At 62.0% G+C, this 18,943-nt stretch carries 19 protein-coding genes; 9 read left to right on the forward strand and 10 right to left on the reverse strand.

Annotated features, from left to right (window positions below; all coding sequences use genetic code 11):
• The first annotated feature begins 45 nt into the window (after positions 1–45).
• The 5 genes from V6590_RS16635 to V6590_RS16655 all read left to right on the forward strand — a co-directional run bounded on the left by V6590_RS16635 (position 46) and on the right by V6590_RS16655 (position 3,554).
• Positions 46–879, forward strand: a complete 834-nt coding sequence (locus V6590_RS16635; RefSeq protein ID WP_335424803.1) for an SDR family NAD(P)-dependent oxidoreductase — start codon at positions 46–48, stop codon at positions 877–879.
• A gap of 68 nt (positions 880–947) precedes the next feature.
• Entirely contained in the window at positions 948–1,157 is a 210-nt protein-coding gene (locus V6590_RS16640) for a twin transmembrane helix small protein (protein WP_335424824.1), read from the forward strand.
• Positions 1,157–1,729, forward strand: coding sequence for a cob(I)yrinic acid a,c-diamide adenosyltransferase (locus tag V6590_RS16645; protein ID WP_335424804.1), 573 nt, complete (start codon positions 1,157–1,159; stop codon positions 1,727–1,729). Before V6590_RS16640 ends, V6590_RS16645 begins: the two co-directional genes overlap by 1 nt.
• Positions 1,730–1,879: 150 nt before the next feature.
• A complete protein-coding gene (locus V6590_RS16650; RefSeq protein ID WP_335424805.1) occupies positions 1,880–2,641 on the forward strand; it encodes an electron transfer flavoprotein subunit beta/FixA family protein in 762 nt (253 codons plus the stop codon).
• Position 2,642: 1 nt separating this feature from the next.
• Positions 2,643–3,554: an electron transfer flavoprotein subunit alpha/FixB family protein gene (locus V6590_RS16655; protein ID WP_335424806.1), complete on the forward strand. Its 912-nt coding sequence runs from the start codon at positions 2,643–2,645 to the stop codon at positions 3,552–3,554.
• A 72-nt stretch (positions 3,555–3,626) separates the two neighbouring features.
• Here V6590_RS16655 and V6590_RS16660 read toward each other — a convergent pair whose 3' ends face one another.
• Complete coding sequence (locus tag V6590_RS16660; protein WP_335424807.1) at positions 3,627–4,448, reverse strand: DUF6473 family protein; 822 nt, start codon at positions 4,446–4,448, stop codon at positions 3,627–3,629.
• A 169-nt stretch (positions 4,449–4,617) separates the two neighbouring features.
• On the opposite strand from V6590_RS16660, the gene V6590_RS16665 reads away from it, so the two are divergent.
• Positions 4,618–5,493: a 3-hydroxybutyryl-CoA dehydrogenase gene (locus V6590_RS16665; protein WP_335424808.1), complete on the forward strand. Its 876-nt coding sequence runs from the start codon at positions 4,618–4,620 to the stop codon at positions 5,491–5,493.
• Positions 5,494–5,499: 6 nt separating this feature from the next.
• Here the strand turns inward: V6590_RS16665 and V6590_RS16670 are convergent, their stop codons facing one another.
• From V6590_RS16670 to V6590_RS16700, 7 genes are read right to left on the reverse strand one after another with little or no spacing between them, the layout of a single operon-like run.
• Entirely contained in the window at positions 5,500–6,306 is an 807-nt protein-coding gene (locus V6590_RS16670) for a lysophospholipid acyltransferase family protein (RefSeq protein ID WP_335424809.1), read from the reverse strand.
• Between the two features lie 50 nt (positions 6,307–6,356).
• Positions 6,357–6,626 carry an HPr family phosphocarrier protein gene (locus V6590_RS16675; RefSeq protein ID WP_335424810.1) on the reverse strand — a complete coding sequence of 90 codons (270 nt, stop codon included), beginning with the start codon at positions 6,624–6,626 and terminating at the stop codon, positions 6,357–6,359.
• A complete protein-coding gene (locus V6590_RS16680; protein WP_335424825.1) occupies positions 6,623–7,042 on the reverse strand; it encodes a PTS sugar transporter subunit IIA in 420 nt (139 codons plus the stop codon). The genes V6590_RS16675 and V6590_RS16680 overlap by 4 nt, the downstream gene beginning before the upstream one ends.
• A 7-nt stretch (positions 7,043–7,049) precedes the next feature.
• Complete coding sequence (gene rapZ, locus V6590_RS16685; protein ID WP_335424811.1) at positions 7,050–7,976, reverse strand: RNase adapter RapZ; 927 nt, start codon at positions 7,974–7,976, stop codon at positions 7,050–7,052.
• Positions 7,969–8,382 (reverse strand): HPr kinase/phosphorylase, encoded by a 414-nt coding sequence (locus V6590_RS16690; protein ID WP_335424812.1) that lies wholly within the window; start codon positions 8,380–8,382, stop codon positions 7,969–7,971. Before V6590_RS16690 ends, rapZ begins: the two co-directional genes overlap by 8 nt.
• Positions 8,383–8,387: 5 nt before the next feature.
• Positions 8,388–10,067, reverse strand: coding sequence for a sensor N-terminal transmembrane domain-containing protein (locus tag V6590_RS16695; RefSeq protein WP_335424813.1), 1,680 nt, complete (start codon positions 10,065–10,067; stop codon positions 8,388–8,390).
• Positions 10,068–10,073: 6 nt separating this feature from the next.
• Entirely contained in the window at positions 10,074–10,775 is a 702-nt protein-coding gene (locus V6590_RS16700; RefSeq protein ID WP_335424814.1) for a response regulator transcription factor, read from the reverse strand.
• A gap of 350 nt (positions 10,776–11,125) precedes the next feature.
• Here V6590_RS16700 and V6590_RS16705 point away from each other — a divergent pair, with 350 nt between their 5' ends.
• Both V6590_RS16705 and V6590_RS16710 read left to right on the forward strand, forming a co-directional pair.
• On the forward strand, positions 11,126–12,724 hold the full coding sequence (locus V6590_RS16705) for a phosphoenolpyruvate carboxykinase (protein WP_335424815.1): 1,599 nt from the start codon (positions 11,126–11,128) through the stop codon (positions 12,722–12,724).
• A 253-nt stretch (positions 12,725–12,977) separates the two neighbouring features.
• The gene (locus V6590_RS16710) at positions 12,978–14,846 is read left to right on the forward strand and encodes a calcium-binding protein (protein WP_335424826.1); all 1,869 of its coding nucleotides are present in this window, start codon (positions 12,978–12,980) and stop codon (positions 14,844–14,846) included.
• 24 nt (positions 14,847–14,870) lie between these two features.
• Here the strand turns inward: V6590_RS16710 and V6590_RS16715 are convergent, their stop codons facing one another.
• Positions 14,871–15,641, reverse strand: a complete 771-nt coding sequence (locus tag V6590_RS16715) for a sulfite exporter TauE/SafE family protein (RefSeq protein WP_335424816.1) — start codon at positions 15,639–15,641, stop codon at positions 14,871–14,873.
• 165 nt (positions 15,642–15,806) lie between these two features.
• Between V6590_RS16715 and V6590_RS16720 the strand changes: the two genes are divergently transcribed.
• Positions 15,807–17,471, forward strand: coding sequence for an acyl-CoA dehydrogenase family protein (locus V6590_RS16720; RefSeq protein ID WP_335424817.1), 1,665 nt, complete (start codon positions 15,807–15,809; stop codon positions 17,469–17,471).
• A 45-nt stretch (positions 17,472–17,516) separates the two neighbouring features.
• Here V6590_RS16720 and V6590_RS16725 read toward each other — a convergent pair whose 3' ends face one another.
• Positions 17,517–18,734 carry an MFS transporter gene (locus tag V6590_RS16725; protein ID WP_335424818.1) on the reverse strand — a complete coding sequence of 406 codons (1,218 nt, stop codon included), beginning with the start codon at positions 18,732–18,734 and terminating at the stop codon, positions 17,517–17,519.
• Between the last annotated feature and the right edge of the window lie 209 nt (positions 18,735–18,943).

The following is an 18,943-nucleotide window of genomic DNA, read 5'->3' on the forward strand; positions in this document are numbered from 1 at the left end:
GACCCAAAGCCCCTATCCCGGTGCGGGCACAAACCGGAGCAGGCCATGGCACCCCCGCGCAGCATTCTCATCACCGGGTCATCTTCGGGCATCGGGCTTGACGCCGCACGCAGCCTGCAGACGCGGGGCTGGCGCGTTTTCGCCACCTGCCGCCAGGAGGCCGATTGCGAAAGGCTGCGGGCCGAGGGGCTGGAAAGCTTCCGGCTGGATTATGCCGATGAAGCCAGCATTTCCGAAGCGCTGTCCACCCTGCTGGAACGCACCGGCGGCACGCTCGACGCGCTGTACAACAACGGGGCCTTTGCCTGCCCCGGGGCCGCAGAAGACCTGCCGCGCGGCGCCCTGCGCGAAATTTTCGAGGTCAACCTGTTCGGCTATCACGATCTGACACGCCGGGTGATCCCGGTCATGCGGGCACAGGGCCACGGGCGGATCGTGAATTGTTCCTCGGTTCTTGGGCTGGTGGGGATGAAATGGCGCGCGGCCTATGTCAGCACCAAATTCGCACTGGAAGGCCTGACCGATGTGCTGCGGATCGAAATGCAGGGCACGGGGATTGATGTGATCCTGATCGAACCCGGCCCGATCCCGACCCGCATCCGCGAAAACTCGATCCCGCATTTCGAAAAATGGATCGATTGGCAGAATTCGGCCCGTGCCGAAGACTATCGCAAACTGCTGCACCGCCTGTATGAACCGAAAACCGGGCCCGACCGATTTGAGCTGCCCTGTTCGGCGGTGACGGCCAAGCTGATCCATGCCATCGAAAGCCCCCGGCCCCGGCCCCGCTATTATGTGACCAATGCCACGCATCTGATGGGGCTGGCCCGGCGCATCCTGCCGACCCGCGCGCTGGACTGGCTGATCGCCAAAGGCTGATTTTCCTGTGGCCTTTCGCGCCGAAGCCGCTACATCGGGCGAAAGGCCAAGGGAGAGACACCGGTATGCTGCTGAATGACCCGCTGTTCATCATTGCCGCGCTGGCGGCCTTCGGGGTGCTGGTCATCCTGATGATCGGCCTTGGCGGCTTTGCCACCGGGGGCGATTTCAACCGCAAGCACGCCAATCGGCTGATGCGCTACCGCATCATTGCGCAGGCGCTGGCGGTGATCCTGATCGTGGCCTTTGCCTGGTTGCGCGGACGCGGAGGAAACTGATGGTCGTTCTGTCGAAAATCTATACCAAGACCGGCGATGCCGGCGAAACCGCGCTTGGCAATGGCGCAAGGGTCGCCAAGCACAGCCTGCGGGTTTCGGCCTATGGCACGGTGGATGAAACCAATGCCACGGTAGGTCTGGCCCGGTTGCATGCCACAGGTGACATGGATGCCGCGCTGCAACGCATTCAAAATGACCTGTTCGATCTTGGTGCCGACCTCTGCCGCCCCGATATGGCCCGCGATCACGAGGCGGGCTATGTGCCGCTGCGCATACTGGACAGCCAGGTCGCCCGGCTCGAATCCGAAATCGACGCCATGAATGCGCGACTGGAACCGCTGCGCAGTTTCATCTTGCCCGGCGGATCGGCCCTGGCCGCGCATCTGCACCTGTGCCGCACCGTCTCGCGCCGTGCCGAACGGCTTGTGGTAGAGCTGGCCACGATGGAGGAAATCAACGCCGAGGCGGTCAAGTACCTGAATCGCCTGAGCGACTGGTTCTTTGTCGCGGCCCGGATTGCCAATGATGACGGGCGGGCCGATGTACTCTGGGTGCCGGGCCTGACCCGCTGAACGCGCCTGACGCTGCGTCAATGACGCGGCGTCGTAACGCCTTTCCGCGTCGCTTTTGGATTGTTTTCGCAGGTGCGAAAAGGGTAACAACACGGCGGAGAGCTTGGAATGGGCCCTTTGCGGGGCCGGGAATCTGGGAGATTGCCGCTGATGAAGGTTTTGGTGCCTGTCAAACGCGTGATTGATTACAACGTGAAGGTCCGCGTGAAGGCGGACGGATCGGGCGTCGATCTTGCGAATGTGAAGATGTCGATGAACCCCTTTGACGAGATTGCCGTGGAAGAGGCGATCCGGCTGAAGGAAAAGGGCGTGGCCTCCGAAATCGTGGTGGTGTCCATCGGCGTGAAGCAGGCGCAGGAAACCCTGCGCACTGCGCTGGCCATGGGGGCAGACCGCGCCATCCTGATCGAAGCCGCGTCCGATGTGCATACCGACATCGAACCGCTGGCCGTGGCCAAGCTGCTGGCGGCCGTCGTCAAGGAAGAAGGCCCGGGTCTGGTGATCACCGGCAAGCAGGCCATCGACAATGACATGAATGCGACCGGTCAGATGCTCTCGGCCCTGCTGGGCTGGAGCCAGGCGGCCTTCGCTTCCGAAGTTTCGATCGATGGCGATCATGCCACCGTCACCCGCGAAGTGGATGGCGGCCTGCAGACCATCAAGGTGAAGCTGCCAGCCGTGATCAGCGCCGATCTGCGTCTGAATGAGCCGCGCTATGCCTCGCTGCCCAATATCATGAAGGCAAAGAAAAAGCCGCTGGAAGAAAAGACCGCCGCCGATTACGGCGTCGATGTCACCCCGCGCCTGACTGTGGTGAAAACCACCGAACCGGCGGGCCGCAAGGCGGGTGTCAAGGTCGGGTCGGTCGATGAACTGATCGCGAAACTGAAAGACGAAGCGGGGGTGATCTGAAATGGCTGTTCTTCTGCTTGCTGACGTGAATGGCGGCGTTCTGGCCGCTGACGCAGTGGCCAAGACCGTGACTGCGGTCAAGGCTTTGGGCGACGTGCATCTGCTGGTGTCGGGTCCGGCTTCGGCTGCGGCTGAGGCCGCCAAACTGGAAGGCGTGGCCAAGGTTCTGCATGCCGACGAGGCTGGCAATGGTCTGGCCGAAGGTCTGGCTGACCTGATCGTCGGTCTGGCCGGTGGCTACAGCCACATCGCCGCCGCCGCCACGGCCTATGCCAAGAACGTGCTGCCGCGCGTGGCTGCCCTGCTGGATGTGATGGTCCTGTCGGACGTGACGGCCATCGTCGATGCCGACACGTTCGAACGCCCGATCTATGCAGGCAACGCCATCCAGACGGTGAAATCCTCGGATGCCAAGAAGGTCTTTACCGTGCGCACAGCGGCCTTTGCCGCTGCGGGCAATGGCGGTTCGGCCAGCATCGAGGCCGTCGCGGCCAAGGCTTCCGATCTGTCGTCCTGGGTGGAAGACAAGGTCGCGGCCTCGGACCGTCCGGAACTGACCTCGGCCAAGATCGTGGTGTCGGGGGGCCGTGGCGTCGGTTCGGAAGCCGATTTCGCGCTGATCGAAAAACTGGCCGACAAGCTTGGTGCTGCGGTAGGTGCCAGCCGTGCCGCCGTCGATTCGGGTTATGCACCGAACGATTGGCAGGTTGGCCAGACCGGCAAGGTTGTCGCTCCTGCGCTTTATGTTGCGGTCGGCATCTCTGGCGCGATCCAGCATCTGGCTGGCATGAAAGACAGCAAGGTGATCGTTGCCATCAACAAGGACGAAGAAGCCCCGATCTTCCAGGTGGCCGATTATGGTCTGGTGGCCGACCTCTTCACCGCCGTTCCGGAACTGACCGGCAAACTCTGATCCCTGCCGCAGGGAAGCGAAAGGGCCGCGCAATCTGCGCGGCCCTTTTGTTTGGCTGATGGCGGGAAATGATCAGCTCGCCAAGACCCGCGCCAATTCGGTTGCCAGTTCCTCATGCGCCGAAGGGCCGGGCAAGGACAGGGCGGCAGGTTCCTCCATGGCAGAGAAGATCATGCCCTCTGTCCCCGTCAGGCGCATCTGCGGGCTGACCACCAGTTCCACATAATCCGTCACCAGATGCCGCATCGCATCGACCATTTCACGGGTCACCAGCATCGGGTCCCCTTCGGGGCTGGCATGGGGTTCGCGCGGCCGCGGCGCCTGATCTGCAAACCAAAGCAATACCTTGCGCCCCGGCAGTTCCTGCAGCAGCATCCGCATCTTGAGCAGCCAGCACTGCCGCAATTCTTCAGCCAGCCGATCAAATCGCTGGGAGGATATCCTGTGCAGCCCGGCCAGCAGATGCCGGGTAAAGTTGTATTCCGTGAAATCCGCCTCGCGGAACAGGGTTCGCAACAGCGGTGTGGCCCCCAGAAACCGGTCATTGCGACGCGGATGCACAGCGTAATAGCGGTTTGAAAGGTTATGTGCCCCCATGACCTGCACAACCGTCACACGCGCCTTCGCCGCCACTTCCATCACGGAAGGTTCGTTCAGATAGAGATCAACCCCGGCATTGACCGCACCAAGATTGGCCACCTCTGCCCCGGTCAGTCGGGACAGAAGGTCCGGCCAAGGGGCCGGGATGAATTTGCCATACGTTTCGGTTCCCCCCAGAACCGCAATATGGTTTCCGTCAAGCCGCGCCTGCGGCCCACGGAACTGCACGCGCGACGCGCCATAATGGCACGCGCGATAATCCAGGGCGCCCCCGCCCTGATAGACATAGGCCATCACACCCACCCATAAGTCACAACACCCACGACTCAGGGTGCAGCAATTGCCTTGCCAAATCCCTAAGCGGTACATTTGAAACAAATTTCCCAAGCGCGATCCGCCCTTGCACTGGCCCTGATCCGGCGCATAAGGTTTCCCGGCACAGAACACAGCCCGGGGGGAAGACATGGCAATCGAAAGCGTGGGCATTGTCGGCGCGGGGCAGATGGGTAACGGGATCGCGCATGTCTTCGCCCTGTCCGGCTATGAGGTCCTGCTGAACGATATCAACGCCGCTGCGCTGGACAGTGCCGTTGCCACCATCGACCGCAATCTGGAACGTCAGGTCAGCCGCGGCAAGGTCAGCGCTGAAGACAAGGCGGCGGCCATGGCCCGGATCAGGACTACCACCAGCCTTGCCGATTTGGGCCAGACCGATCTGGTGATCGAGGCGGCAACGGAAAACGAAGCGGTGAAGAACAAGATCTTTGACGCGCTCCTGCCACATCTGAAGCCGGAAACGATCCTCACCTCGAACACCTCGTCGATCTCGATCACGCGGCTGGCCAGCCGGACCGACCGGCCTGAACGCTTCATGGGCTTTCACTTCATGAACCCGGTGCCGGTGATGCAGCTGGTGGAACTGATCCGCGGCATTGCCACCGACCAACCCACCTACCAGACGCTGCTGGAGGTGGTGGCGCGGCTGGGCAAGACCGCCGCCAGCGCCGAAGATTTCCCGGCCTTCATCGTGAACCGCATTCTGGTGCCGATGATCAATGAAGCCGTCTATACGCTGTACGAAGGCGTGGGCAGTGTGCGCAGCATTGATGAATCGATGAAGCTGGGGGCCAACCACCCGATGGGCCCGCTGGAACTGGCGGATTTCATCGGTCTGGATACCTGCCTTGCGATCATGAACGTGCTGCATGACGGGTTGGCCGATACCAAGTACCGCCCCTGCCCCCTGCTCACGAAATATGTCGAGGCAGGTTGGCTGGGCCGCAAATCCGGTCGCGGCTTTTACGACTATCGCAGCGGAACCCCGGTGCCGACCCGCTGAGGCGGGTCACCGCCCCAGCGACAGCGTATGATCGCGCAACCAGGCCAGAAAGCCGCGCGGATTGCCTTCCCATTTGTCCAGTTCCGATGCCGGGATCGGCTGCCCGATATGCGGGCGCTGCGGCCGGAACAGGGCACGCTTGATTTCATACAGCAGCAATCCCTGCCGCAGCGTGTCGGACAGTTGATTGGCGATCTGGAAGGCCCGGCTGTTCTGGCCGGTAAAGCGCATCGGCACAATGGTCGCGCCCGAAGTGCGGACCATCTTGTGCGTAAAGACGTTCCATTCCCCTTCGACCGCCGGCCCCCACCAGCCTTCGGACATGGCGACCTTGCCCGCCGGGAAAAGGATGATAAGCCCGCCGCGCTTCAGATGGGCCATGGTTTCATTGCGCATCTGCAAACCCAGTTCCCGCGCGTTTTCCTCATGCGGGAAGGGCACCGGGATCATGAATTCTTCGATTTCAGGGATGCCGGTCAGCAGCGACCGGGTCAGGATCTTGAAATCGGGCCGAACACGCGAAACGATTTCGGCCATGACCATGCCATCCACCAATCCGTGCGGATGATTGGCCACCAGTACCACAGGGCCACTGGCCGGGATGCGGGCGATTTCTTCATCCGGCGTCTGGATGTCGATGCCCATGGTGCGGATCGCCTTGGGCCAGAACGGCACGCCGAACGGCGCACCGGAAGCCTCGAACTTGCGGATCAACCGCAGCAGGGTGATCTTCGCCGTCACCCATTCCAGAGCGCGGATCGCGCCTGCCTTGACCGGATGGCTGAAGGTGCCCGCATAGGACAGACGGCGCATGTCATACTGACGGCCTGCAGGCGGGGGCGCGGCCTCGTTGCGGAGTATATTCACCGCTCTTCCCCGAACCGGTTGGCCACGAGGGCCTCGAGCGCCGTGGCAAGCGCCTCTGCCTCTGCCCCGCTGGTGGCCACATCGATCGAGGTGCCGATCGACGCCCCCAGCATCAACAATCCCATGATGGAATCGCCTGACACGGTCATTCCGTCCTTGGTCACTTCTGCCTGGGCGTCAAACCGTTCCACACATTCCACAAATCGGGCCGAGGCGCGGGCATGCAGCCCCTTCTCGTTCACGATGCGCAAGCTTTTGCTCGTCATTCCTGCCCCTCCGGTCTGACAACCGGTTCACCACCCAAATCCAGGCTGTTGATATACTTGCGCCCGGCATCCAGCGCCAGTGCCACCGCATCCGCCAGCGGCAGTTCGCGCGATTTGGTCAGCTTGATGAGCATGGGCAGGTTGGCCCCATAAAGAATGCGGCGGTTGCGCACCGTGCAGGCAGGCAAGGACAGATTGGAGGGTGAGCCTCCAAACATGTCAGTCACCACAACAACGCCATCGCCATGATCCACCGCATCTGCGGCAGCCGCGATTTCCAGCGACTTCGCGGCGCGGTCATGTTCATCCGCAATGGCAATGGCTGCCATGCCGGCCTGCTTGCCGACAACATGCTCTACCGCGGACAGATATTCCCGCGCCAGACCGCCATGCGCAACGATCACGATCCCGATCAAACCCAGATCACCCAGATCCCAAAGGTCGCGCTGCCGCTGACCTGCGTTCAAGTTCCCGATGTCGTTTTGACACCGACCAGCCCGCTTCTGCAAGCGCGTTACCCATGATTTCTGCAACTGCAACCGATCTGTGTTGCCCGCCGGTACAGCCAAAGCCGATGCAGAGATGGGCCTTGCCCTCGGCTTCATGGGCCGGAAGCAGAAAAAGAAGCAAATCGCGCAATCTTTGGCTGAACTCAGGGAAATTCGGATCTGCAGTCACATGCTGCGCGACACGAGAATCACGACCGTCCAGCGGTCGCAGGGCCGGCACCCAATGCGGATTGTCGAGAAACCGGCAATCAAAGATCATGTCCAGCCCGCGCGGCACCCCACGCTTGTAGCTGAAGCTTTGCACCGACACGGCCAGCCTGGGCGTGCCCTCTGACTGAAACCACCCCACGATATCGGCCTTCAGATCGTGGGGCGACATTTCCGTGGTGTCGATCAGATGATCGGCCCGCACCCGGATCGGTGCCAACAGGTCGATTTCCCGGGCGATCCCCTCGGCCGGGCTTTCCGCCTCGGCCAGAGGATGCCGCCGCCGGGTTTCCGAATAGCGCCGGATCAGTTCATTGGGCGCGCAATCCAGATAGAGCAGGTTCAGGGTGACCCGGGGATCAGCTTCCAGCAGATCGACCATTTCGATCAACGCCGTCGCGCTGAAATCCCGGTTGCGGACATCAATGCCAAGCGCGATGGGGCGGCCCAGCGGAGGCCCGTCCATCAATCGGGGCACCAGACTGAGCGGCAGATTGTCGATCGCCTCATAGCCCAGATCTTCCAGCGCATTGATCGCCGTTGAACGGCCCGCCCCCGACGGCCCGGTGATCATCACCAGACGATGCTCGGCGCGATCCGCCCCGGCTCTCCGTTCCGATCCGCCGTCAAGCATGACGCCCTCCACGCAGAAGTTGCAGCACTCCATAGGGAAAATGGGCCGCATCCCCGCGCAAGACAAGCGGCAAAGGACATTCGCAGATCAGGATTTCACGTTTCGGCGGCAGACGATCAGGTTCGGTCCGGTCCAGATCGATCACGAGGTCAATCTTGGCCCGCGCGCAGGGTTCGGCCCGTATCAGTCCCAGACCGCGCGCCTCGATCAACCCGTGCAGACGGCCGGGCACGGTCGCGAATACCTCGGCCCCGACGCGGGTCAGGTCCACCTGATCATCGGCCACAAGTTGGCAGCCAAGCGCCATCAGATGCAGCGCGAGGCCGGACTTTCCGGCCCCTGCGCGCCCAAGGATCAGCAGACCACGCCCCTCAAGTGCCACACAACTGGCATGCAGCAGCGGCACCGCAATCAGACCGGAAGGCCAACAACGAAACGGGCACCCAGTGGTTCCGAGGTGACATCGGCATGGGTCGGACGGATGTTTTCGGCCCAGATCACCCCGCCATGGGCCTCGACAATCTGTTTTGAGATCGCAAGGCCAAGGCCCGAATGATTGCCGAAATCCCCCTGAGGCCGTTCGGAGTAAAACCGTTTGAACACCTTGGTCAGCGCCTGTTCAGGTATGCCGGGGCCGGTATCCTCGACCACGACCAGTACACGGTTGTCCCGCTTGCGCGCCCAGACCCGCACGGCATCGCCCTGTTCGCAGAAGGAAATCGCATTGGTGATCAGGTTGACGAAGACCTGCGCCAGACGCCCCTCCAACCCGCGGATCACGATGGGATCGACCGGCAGGTCGGTGATGAACTCAACGCCCTTTTCCGACGCCTGCTGCCCCAGATATTCGGACAGATTGGCAAGCGTTTTCAGAAGATTGAACTCTTCTTCCTCTTCCTTCACCAGTTCGCTGTCCAGCCGCGAAGCATTCGAAATATCGCTGACCAGACGATCTAGCCGCCGCACATCGTGATCGATCACTTCCAGCAGGCGGGCGCGCTGGTCATCGCGCTTGGCCACATGCAACGAGGCGACTGCCGACCGCAGGCTGGCAAGCGGGTTCTTGATCTCATGCGCCACATCGGCGGCGAATTGTTCATTGGCGTCAATCCGGTCATACAGTGCCGCCACCATGCCCCGCATTGCCACCGACAGCCGCCCGATTTCATCGGGGCGGGCCGTCAGGTCCGGGATCCTGACCCGACCGGGCGACATCCGCCGCGCGTCCCTGTCCTGCCCCAGTTCGGCCGCCGCCGCCAGATCGCTGAGCGGGTTGGCGATGGTAGAGGCCAGCACGAGGCTGAGCCCGATCGACACCAGCAGGGCGATCACGAACATCTGCAGCACCTGTTCGCGTTCGTGCCGCACCAAGCGGTCAATCTCGCCTTCTGCAGAGGTCAGCGCAACCACACCCAGCGGGCCGGTTGACGCGCCGATCGGAGTTGCGACGGTAAATATGGTGCCGCCTTCAGGGCCGCGTGTCGTCTTTATGGCGGTTTCGCCCGCCTGCGCCCGCGCGATGATATCCTGCGCCAAGGCCACGCCATCCGCCGGCCCTTCGGCGCTCCGGCCCGACGTCAGCACACCGGATACCGCATCCCAGACGAGGTTGAGGAAATCAGTGATGATGGTCGTGCGCTCTTCCCCTAGGGCCTGCCGTGGCCCACCGCGCGCTTCGGCAACAACCTGACCGCTGGCATCAAACACATGCAGCGTGACACCCGGGCCGATACGCAGCCCTTCCACCGCGGCCTCGGGCATCATGCTGGCCATTTTGGCAGCCAGAACATCGGCGGCAAGCTCCGCCTCGGTGACAAGACCCTGTTCGCGCTGGATGACCAGACTGTCACGGAACGGGTTCAGAAACAGGACCCCCGCCACCATGATCACGATGGCCATCATGTTGAAGATGACAATCTTCCGGGCTAGCGGAGAATGGTTCAGCGCAACAAGACCGCGCCGCCCGCGTCCGGCGCGCAGTTCCTGTTCGGCCAATGCCTCGGGGCTGACCCAATCCTCGCCCAGCAACACCTCGCCATTGCGGGGCTGTGCCTTGCGCTCATCCATCCTGATCTGCTGCGCCACGGTCATCGGGCATCATTCTTCGTTGTAACGATAACCGATACCATACAGGGTTTCGATGGCCGAGAACTCTGCATCAGCCGTCCGCATCTTCTTGCGCAGGCGCTTGATATGGCTGTCGATCGTGCGGTCATCGACATAGACCTGATCGTCATAGGCCACATCCATCAGCTGATCGCGCGATTTCACGAAACCGGGGCGCTGCGCCAGGGCCTGCAGCAGCAGGAATTCCGTCACGGTCAGCGAAACGTCCTGGCCCTTCCAGGTCACGGCATGGCGCAGCGGATCCATCCGCAGATTGCCCCGCTCCATGATCTTGGTTTCTTCGGTCACCGCGACCTCACCGGTCGAGATCGCATCCTGCCGACGCAAGAGCGCCCGAATGCGTTCGACCAGCAGGCGCTGGCTGAAGGGCTTCTTGACATAATCGTCGGCCCCCATTCGCAGGCCCAGCACTTCGTCGATCTCATCATCCTTCGACGTGAGGAAGATCACCGGCATGGTGGTTTTCTGCCGCAGGCGCTGCAGCAGGTCCATCCCGTCCATCCGTGGCATCTTGATGTCCAGCACGGCCATGTCGGGCAGGCGGCGATTGAAGGCATCAAGGGCGCTTTGCCCGTCATTATAGGTTTCGACCTCGAAGCCTTCGGCCTCAAGCGTCATGGAAACCGACGTCAGGATATTCCTGTCGTCGTCCACAAGGGCGATCCTCGACATGTGCGGTTTTCCTGTGCTGCTCATTGTTCTGGTTTTGTGAACATTCTCTGTTTTCTCACGCGAAGAATCAACCTCTATCTGCGAATCGGCTTGACTCGCTCTGTTCAGGACAAGCGAAAAGGCTGAAGGAATGGCTAATTTGCCTCACCCGGCGGAACCCCGCGCAAGATGATTGCGCTAAACCCCGGATGGTTGCGCTAACTGCAAAAATGTCTGCTGTTCCGTCACGAAATCCTCATGTTATAGGGCGCGTGTCGTCCCTTCGCACCGGGGTCGGCCGGTATCCCTAGGCCCGGGATGCCGATTTGAACCCAGATTGACGCCGCATTGCGGCACCGGGAGCTTGCACAATGACAAATGGACGCGTGAACCCCAGCCATACCCTTGAAACGCAAGGCATCATCGGCCTGGGCAACGTCTATTACAACGATATCGAACCGGCGCTGGTCGAAGCGGCGGTGTCGCGCGGCGAAGGCAAGCTGGGCAAGGGCGGTGCATTCCTCTGCACCACCGGCCAGTTCACCGGCCGTTCTCCGAAAGACAAGTTCGTGGTGCGCACCCCATCGGTGGAAAACACGATCTGGTGGGAAAACAACGCCCCCATGGCGCCCGACGCGTTTGATCGCCTGCATGCCGACATGCTGGAACACATGAAGGGCGGCGACTACTTCGTGCAGGATCTGTTCGCCGGGGCCGATCCGGCCCATCGGCTGGACGTGCGCGTGGTGACCGAACTGGCATGGCATGGCCTGTTCATCCGTCACCTGCTGCGCCGCCCGGCGCGCGAGGAACTGGACAGCTTCGTGCCGGAATTCACCATCATCAACTGCCCCAGCTTCAAGGCCGATCCGGCCCGCCACGGTTGCCGGACCGAAACGGTGATCGCGCTCAATTTCGACAAGAAGCTGATCCTGATCGCGAATACCCAATACGCAGGTGAAAACAAGAAATCGGTCTTCACCCTGCTGAACTATATTCTGCCCGGCAAGGGTATCATGCCCATGCATTGTTCGGCCAACCACGCCATTGGCAACCCGGCCGATGCGGCGGTGTTCTTCGGCCTGTCGGGCACCGGCAAGACCACGTTGTCGGCCGATCCCTCGCGCATCCTGATCGGCGATGACGAACATGGCTGGTCGGATCAGGGCATCTTCAACTTTGAAGGTGGCTGCTACGCCAAGACGATCAACCTGTCGGCCGAGGCCGAGCCGGAAATCTTTGCCACCACCTCCAAATTCGGCACCGTGATCGAAAACATGGTCTATCACCCCGAAACGCTGGAGCTGGATTTCGACGATGCCAGCCTGACGCAGAACATGCGTTGCGCCTATCCGCTGGATTACATCTCGAACGCCTCGCCCACCGGTCTGGGCGGCACGCCCAAGAACGTGATCATGCTGACCTGTGACGCCTTTGGCGTGCTGCCGCCCATCGCGCGGCTGACCCCTGCGCAGGCGATGTATCACTTCCTGTCCGGCTTCACGTCCAAGACGCCGGGCACCGAACGTGGGGTGACGGAACCGACGCCCACCTTCTCCACCTGCTTCGGTGCCCCCTTCATGCCGCGCCGCCCCGAGGTTTATGGCAAGCTGCTGCAGGAGAAGATTGCGCAGTTCGGCGCCGAATGCTGGCTGGTCAACACCGGCTGGACTGGTGGCGCCCATGGCACCGGCAAGCGCATGCCGATCAAGGCCACCCGCGCCCTGCTGACAGCGGCGCTGGACGGCTCGCTCGGCAAGGTCGAGTTCCGCAAGGACCCGAACTTCGGCTTTGAAGTGCCGGTCGCCGTGCCGGGCGTTGATGCTACCCTGCTGAACCCGCGCGACACCTGGGCCGACAAGGCCGCCTATGACGCGCAGGCGAAAAAGCTGGTGACGATGTTTGCCGACAATTTCGGCCAATATGTCGCGCATATCGACGAAGACGTTAAGGCCGCCGCCATCGGCTGATGCCTGCGGGTTGACAGCTTTGCGCCACCCCGACCGGGGTGGCGTTTTTCATTGCGCTGATCGCCCAAAAGTTGTGCACACAAGTTTTTACCACGCAATTAAATTTCAATTATACGCAGCGTAACGTCACTATATTCCCCGACGTTATCTGACCTACCCCCCGCAGCCCTGTGTTTACTGCGCCCGGGGGGACCTTGGAGCCACAGCAGCGCCGCCCCCTTGTGACGCAATCAGGAGGAATGCGCCCGTGGGTATGTTTGAGTATCAGGACTATTCTGCAGCGGAATCGGCGGCTCTGACGCTGCTTTCGCATGATCTGGCCACCTATTCGCAGCTTGGCCCCTTTGTCGGTGTGCCGATCCGGGATCTGATCAACACCGTCGGTTCGGTATTGCCCCCCGGCACCCTGCCCAGCACGCTGACCTCGTCCCTGCCATCGGGCTGGCGCGAAGTCGCCCCGGTTGAACTGGGTCTTACCAATGCGGCGCTGGACCGGGATGGCTTCTACACCATCCCCAGCCCGCTGACCGGCACGACCTGGACCGGTCCACAGTTGAAGATCCTGGCTGAAACCGATGCCAACGGTGCGGTGACCCGCTTGTCCCTGGCCTTTACCGGCACCAATTCACCGGTCGATGTGCTGGACTATCTTCAGCTGAACGATGGCACGATCAGCGCCGAGATGGAGCCGCTGTTATCTGCTGTCGCAGCCCTTGCGGCATCCTACGGCCTGACCGGCGAAGATGTCATCGTGACCGGCTATTCGCTGGGCGGGGCGATGACCAATGTGATGGCGCGTTTCGCCGATAGCCTTGCCGGTGGGTTCTTCGCGGATTCGGTCTATATCGGCCATGACGGCCCGCTGATGTACGAAGACAATGACCGCGTTCTGAACGTGGGGTATGAAAACGATGTCGTTCACCGCGCAGCAGGCGATTGGGCGAGCTTTCTCGAGGCCGCCCTGCCCACCCTGCCCTTCCTGACCGGGCAGGATTACAACCTTGTCTCTTCCACCGACAATATCATCCTGTTCGACGACATCTACGCCTCGTCGCTGTTTCCCTTCGGACCCTTCTCCATCCTGAATGTCATTGGCGGTTGGGGGGCGCATGTGGGCGGGGTCTTTACCGATGCGCTGGACCGTATTGCCGGATCGGAATTCTATGACCTGACCGATCGCGACAGCGTGGTGGTGGTCTCCAACCTTTCCGCGCTCAGCCGTGGCACGACCTGGGTCGAAGACAAGGCCACACTGGCCTCCAACCATGTCGGGGCACCGGCTTTCGTCATCGGCAGCGACTTTGATGATCTTCTGTCCGGCAATCGCGGCAATGACTATCTCGAAGGCCGCACGGGCAATGACACCTTCCGCACCGGCCAGGGGTTCGACGTCATCGCAGGCGGCACCGGGCAGGATATGCTGCACCTGTCAGGATCGAACAATGATTGGCGGGTGATGAAGCTCAATGATGGCAATCTGGCCTTCTGGTCGGCGGCCCATGGGCTCAAGATCGCCAGCGGCATCGAAAAGGTGCAATTCCAGAATACCGGGCTGCTGGGGGCTTTTACCCGCGATTATTCGGTGCAGGGCGACCGGCTGGAAGATGAAACCCCGTCCTTGTTCCAGTGGTTCGATCAGGATCTGGGCTTTTCCGCTGCAACCCAAGGCGGGGCCGGGAATGATGTGATTTCGGGGGCCTTCGCCTTTGGTCAGGCCGGAAACGACATGGTTTCCGGTGGCGCAGGGGCCGATCTGCTGCATGGCGGGCGCGGCATCGACACCCTGTCGGGCGGGGGCGGGAATGACACGCTCTATGGCGCTGAACATGCCGATGTGCTGAAGGGTGGCGGCGGCAATGACCGGCTGAATGGCGGGCATGGCAATGACACCTTCGTTTTTGCCGCCGGGCAAACTGGTCTGGCTGTGATCGAAGATTTCAACCATGCGGCCAATGAACGGGATCTGCTGCGGCTGGAGGGGCTGTTCAGTTCGGCCGCGCAGGTTCTGGCGGCAGCCGTGCAGATCGGGGCAGATGTCCGCATAGATGCGGGCCCGCTGGATATCCTGCTGCGCGACACCCGGCTTTCCAGCATCGACGCCAGCGACTTCATCCTGGCATGATCCATGGCGGCGGGCGGTGCGGGGTCAAAGCCCCACGGCCCGCCGCATCAGGTTCAGACCGGTCAGCACCAGCAGGGCTTGGGTCCAGCGGCGAAACCGCAGTTGATCCAGCCGGTCCTGCACCCATTGGCCAAGCGCCATGCCGATCAGGCTGGGCAGCACAAGGGCCAGCGAAAACGGCACCGTTTCGGCATTCAATACGCCCGATTGCAGATGCGCCGTGGTCAGAACCACCGCCCCGATCAGGAAGACCACGCCCTGCACCCGCACCGTCTCCACCTTGTCGGCCCCGATCGACAGCAGGAACACCAGCAGCGGCGGCCCCCAGACCCCCGAAATCCCGCCATAAAGCCCGGCGATCACCCCAAGCGCCCATTCGGCGCGATTGCGGTGCTGCAGCTTCAGCGCAAGGCTCGCGCCCATCAACTGCGCTGCCGCGAACAACGTGATCGGGGCACCCAGGGCGAACAGGAACAGATCCTGCGGAATGACCCGCACGAATTGCGCCGAAATCACGATGAAGATGATCGTGGCACTGATCGTGCGCCAATACCGGCGGATCGTGGCCAGGGCAGGTGCCACCCCCTGCCGGAAGGCCTGCCCCAGATTGGCGACAACAGTGGGCAGGATCAGCCCGGCCAGCGCGGTTTCGGGGGGCAGAAAGCTGGAAAAGGCCGAAATCATGATCATCGGCATGGCAAAGCCGATGGCACCCTTCACAAAGCCTGCAAACAGCGTGACGGCAAGGGCCAATGCAAATGCCATCGGGCTGGTGCCCGCCATCCAGAATTCCATCGCAGTCTCCGCTTTTTTCCCTGATTGAACCCTTGACCAATGCAGGGCAAGCCCTAAACGGCAGCGACATATTGATACGAATGCGCCATGCTGTTTGAAATCTTGTTGCGCTGCAACTGCAAAAGGATTACCCCTTTCGCAACTGCAGAAGCCCGAGGAATCGCCATGCCGCATGATGGTCAAGCCGTGCCCCACCAGCCTCTCATCGCCGATCTGACCGGCCTGACCGCCGCTGCCCTGCCCGAAGTGGAAACCCTGTTCGCGCAAGCGCGCGAGGCGCTGCGGGGGCGGGTCACTGTCGGCGGCAAGATTTCGGCCGCGGCACTGGAGGAACACCAGTTCGCCGCCCATGCCCTGTCCTGGCTGGCAACCTATACCGAAAGCCTGCGCCAGTTGGACGCCTGGGCCGGGCGGCTGGCCGAACAGGGCCAGTTTGGCGCGATGGAGGGGCTGATCCTGCAGATCGGCTTTGGCGAATACCTGTCGCAGATCGCGGGCGGCATGCCCATGTCGCAGAATGAAACCGCCCGCCTGTCAGATCTTGGCCTGACCTGGACACCGGGCCCAGCCGCCCATCAGCTGATGGCGGAAGGCAATACCAATGCGGCCCGCATGGCGCTGGTTGCCTTGATGCGGGACAATCAGGGCCGGGCAACCTTTGGTGCCTCGGGTCTGGATGAAGAGCTGGAAATGATCCGCGATCAGTTCCGCCGTTTTGCCGATGAACAGGTCATCCCCCATGCCCATGGCTGGCACCTGAAGGATGAGCTGATCCCGATGGAGATCATCGAACAACTGGCAGAAATGGGCGTGTTCGGCCTGACAATCCCCGAAGAATTCGGTGGGTTCGGTCTGTCCAAAGCCTCGATGGTGGTGGTGTCCGAAGAATTGTCGCGCGGCTATATCGGCGTGGGCAGCCTTGGCACCCGCAGCGAGATTGCCGCCGAACTGATCCTCTGCGGCGGCACGGCAGAGCAAAAGGCGCAGTGGCTGCCCAAGCTGGCCAGCGGTGAAATCCTGCCGACCGCCGTTTTCACCGAACCCAATACCGGGTCTGACCTCGGCTCCCTGCGCACCCGCGCGGTGAAGGTGGGGGACGATTGGGAAGTGACGGGGAACAAGACATGGATCACCCATGCCGCCCGCACCCATGTGATGACGCTGCTCGCCCGCACCGATCCGAACACGACCGATTATCGCGGCCTGTCGATGTTCCTGGCCGAAAAGACCCCGGGCACTGACGACACCCCCTTCCCCACCCCGGGCATGACGGGCGGCGAGATCGAAGTGCTGGGCTATCGCGGGATGAAGGAATACGAACTGGGCTTTGACGGGTTCAAGGTGAAAGGTGAAAACCTTCTTGGCGGGGTCGAAGGCCAAGGCTTCAAGCAATTGATGCAGACCTTTGAATCCGCCCGCATCCAGACCGCCGCCCGCGCCATTGGCGTGGCGCAATCTGCGCTGGAAACCGGCATGAAATATGCCGAAGACCGCAAGCAGTTCGGCAAGGCGCTGATCGAGTTTCCGCGCGTTGCGGGCAAACTGGCGATGATGGCAGTAGAAATCATGATCGCACGCCAGCTCACCTATTTCAGCGCCTGGCAGAAAGACCATGACAAGCGCTGCGATCTTGAGGCGGGCATGGCCAAGCTACTGGGGGCCCGCGTTGCCTGGGCCTCGGCTGACAATGCGCTGCAGATCCATGGCGGCAACGGTTTCGCGCTGGAATATCAGATCAGCCGCATCCTGTGCGATGCCCGCATCCTGAACATCTTCGAAGGTGCGGCGGAGATTCAGGCGCAGGTCATAGCGCGCCGGCTGCTGGACTGATCTTGCCAGAGTGAGAGCGGTCTGCCGGATGGCCCCCGGCAGACCTTATGCCCCGCCTCGGGATGGTCGCTTGACCCCGAGGCGGGGATGCAATTGCCCGGCCATGAACCAAGCCGCGACAAAGCCCAACCCGCTGGCGGTGAATACCCCAGCCAAAGGGGCGAACAGCAGCACGATATAGGCCGCGCCGGGGGTCATGATGCCCGAAACATCGCGGAAGCTGGAATAGACCGCAGCCATCTCGACCCGTTCCGAAGGCTTGACCGACATCATGAAGGGCAGCCCCCCGGCGGTATCCAGCATCACCAGCCCGAAAGACCCGGCCATCAGGCAAATCACTGTCACCCATGGCCAGTGTGACAACAGCCCGGCAGCGCAGAACAACACCATGCACAGCGCAAATGCCCCACGCACCGCGAACCGGACCGAGGTGCGATGCACCAGCCGCAGCAGCATCGGCGTGACAAAAAGCAAGGCGTTTGACAGCGACAACGCCACCCCGCCAACCTTGTCGCCCAGCCCCGCCTCGATGCAGAAGATCGGCAGATAGACGACATAGACCCACCAGCCACAACTGCGCAGCACGGCGAACAGCCAGCCGGCAATCAGCCGGGGCTGCCGGAAAAACCGGCCCAGATAGGCCAGCGGATTGACAGCGGGCCCCTTGGCTTTCTGGATCTGTTTGCCATTCCCCATGCGCAACACCCAGAAGACCGCACAGAGCGCGACAGCGAAGGTTCCGGCCACAAGAAAGGGCAAGGGCTCCCACAGGCTGCGCAACCAGACGCCCAGCATCGGCCCCACGGCCCAGGGCGCAGCCGCATAGAACATCTGCAGGCTCTGGGTCCGCCCCAGATCGGCCCGGGCGACATAATCCAGCACATAGGCGTTGAAACAGGCAAAGCAGGTCGCCGTGGCCAAGGCCGAACAGATCAGCGCCAGCGGAACAGTGATCGCACTGCCGTGAACCGCCAGTGCCATGGCCACCAGATACAGCGCGCAGCCCAGCGTATACATCCAGCGCCGCGGCAGGGTGCGGGTGGCCCAGGGGATCAATAGCCCCCAGATCAGCGCCGCAATCCCGGCAATGAAATAGATGCGGCTGACGATCGCGGCATCTTTCACCACATCATAGACCACCAGCGGCATGACGGAAATCAGCGTCCCCCGCACGGCGGCCTCAAGCCCTGCCAGCGCCGCGAAAGCCTCGATCCGCGGGGTGGCGGCATGCTGAAGAAAAAGGGGAATGTACTTGGTGGCCATGATGCGTTCCTGCCCCCTTGATCGCGCCCCGCACCCTGCGGCGTCTGGCCCGTGGGCGACATGCCATGTCGGGCATCGCCGGACAGTGCAGATTTCGCTCTGGTTGTCCGTCAGGCCGGGGTTAACCTCAGCGGTCACGTCCGTCAATCTGGTGTAAATTACTGGATGGCCTGAGGTCATGGTCAGGCGGCCTTTGTTGTGATGCTGAG

It is taken from the genome of Gemmobacter denitrificans, assembly GCF_036964905.1.
Classification (GTDB): Bacteria; Pseudomonadota; Alphaproteobacteria; order Rhodobacterales; family Rhodobacteraceae; genus Gemmobacter; species Gemmobacter denitrificans.

Excerpts from the sequence above, each read along its gene's own strand:
- V6590_RS16700 (WP_335424814.1), bottom strand. The coding sequence starts at position 10,775 with ATGTCGAGGATCGCCCTTGTGGACGACGACAGGAATATCCTGACGTCG.
- V6590_RS16670 (WP_335424809.1), bottom strand. The coding sequence starts at position 6,306 with ATGCGCCGTCTGTCCTATGCGGGCACCTTCAGCCATCCGGTCAAGGCA.
- V6590_RS16650 (WP_335424805.1), top strand. The coding sequence starts at position 1,880 with ATGAAGGTTTTGGTGCCTGTCAAACGCGTGATTGATTACAACGTGAAG.
- V6590_RS16645 (WP_335424804.1), top strand. The coding sequence starts at position 1,157 with ATGGTCGTTCTGTCGAAAATCTATACCAAGACCGGCGATGCCGGCGAA.
- V6590_RS16705 (WP_335424815.1), top strand. The coding sequence starts at position 11,126 with ATGACAAATGGACGCGTGAACCCCAGCCATACCCTTGAAACGCAAGGC.
- V6590_RS16635 (WP_335424803.1), top strand. The coding sequence starts at position 46 with ATGGCACCCCCGCGCAGCATTCTCATCACCGGGTCATCTTCGGGCATC.
- V6590_RS16655 (WP_335424806.1), top strand. The coding sequence starts at position 2,643 with ATGGCTGTTCTTCTGCTTGCTGACGTGAATGGCGGCGTTCTGGCCGCT.
- V6590_RS16715 (WP_335424816.1), bottom strand. The coding sequence starts at position 15,641 with ATGGAATTCTGGATGGCGGGCACCAGCCCGATGGCATTTGCATTGGCC.
- V6590_RS16695 (WP_335424813.1), bottom strand. The coding sequence starts at position 10,067 with ATGACCGTGGCGCAGCAGATCAGGATGGATGAGCGCAAGGCACAGCCC.
- V6590_RS16665 (WP_335424808.1), top strand. The coding sequence starts at position 4,618 with ATGGCAATCGAAAGCGTGGGCATTGTCGGCGCGGGGCAGATGGGTAAC.
- V6590_RS16710 (WP_335424826.1), top strand. The coding sequence starts at position 12,978 with ATGTTTGAGTATCAGGACTATTCTGCAGCGGAATCGGCGGCTCTGACG.
- V6590_RS16675 (WP_335424810.1), bottom strand. The coding sequence starts at position 6,626 with ATGACGAGCAAAAGCTTGCGCATCGTGAACGAGAAGGGGCTGCATGCC.
- rapZ (WP_335424811.1), bottom strand. The coding sequence starts at position 7,976 with ATGCTTGACGGCGGATCGGAACGGAGAGCCGGGGCGGATCGCGCCGAG.
- V6590_RS16660 (WP_335424807.1), bottom strand. The coding sequence starts at position 4,448 with ATGGCCTATGTCTATCAGGGCGGGGGCGCCCTGGATTATCGCGCGTGC.
- V6590_RS16720 (WP_335424817.1), top strand. The coding sequence starts at position 15,807 with ATGCCGCATGATGGTCAAGCCGTGCCCCACCAGCCTCTCATCGCCGAT.
- V6590_RS16725 (WP_335424818.1), bottom strand. The coding sequence starts at position 18,734 with ATGGCCACCAAGTACATTCCCCTTTTTCTTCAGCATGCCGCCACCCCG.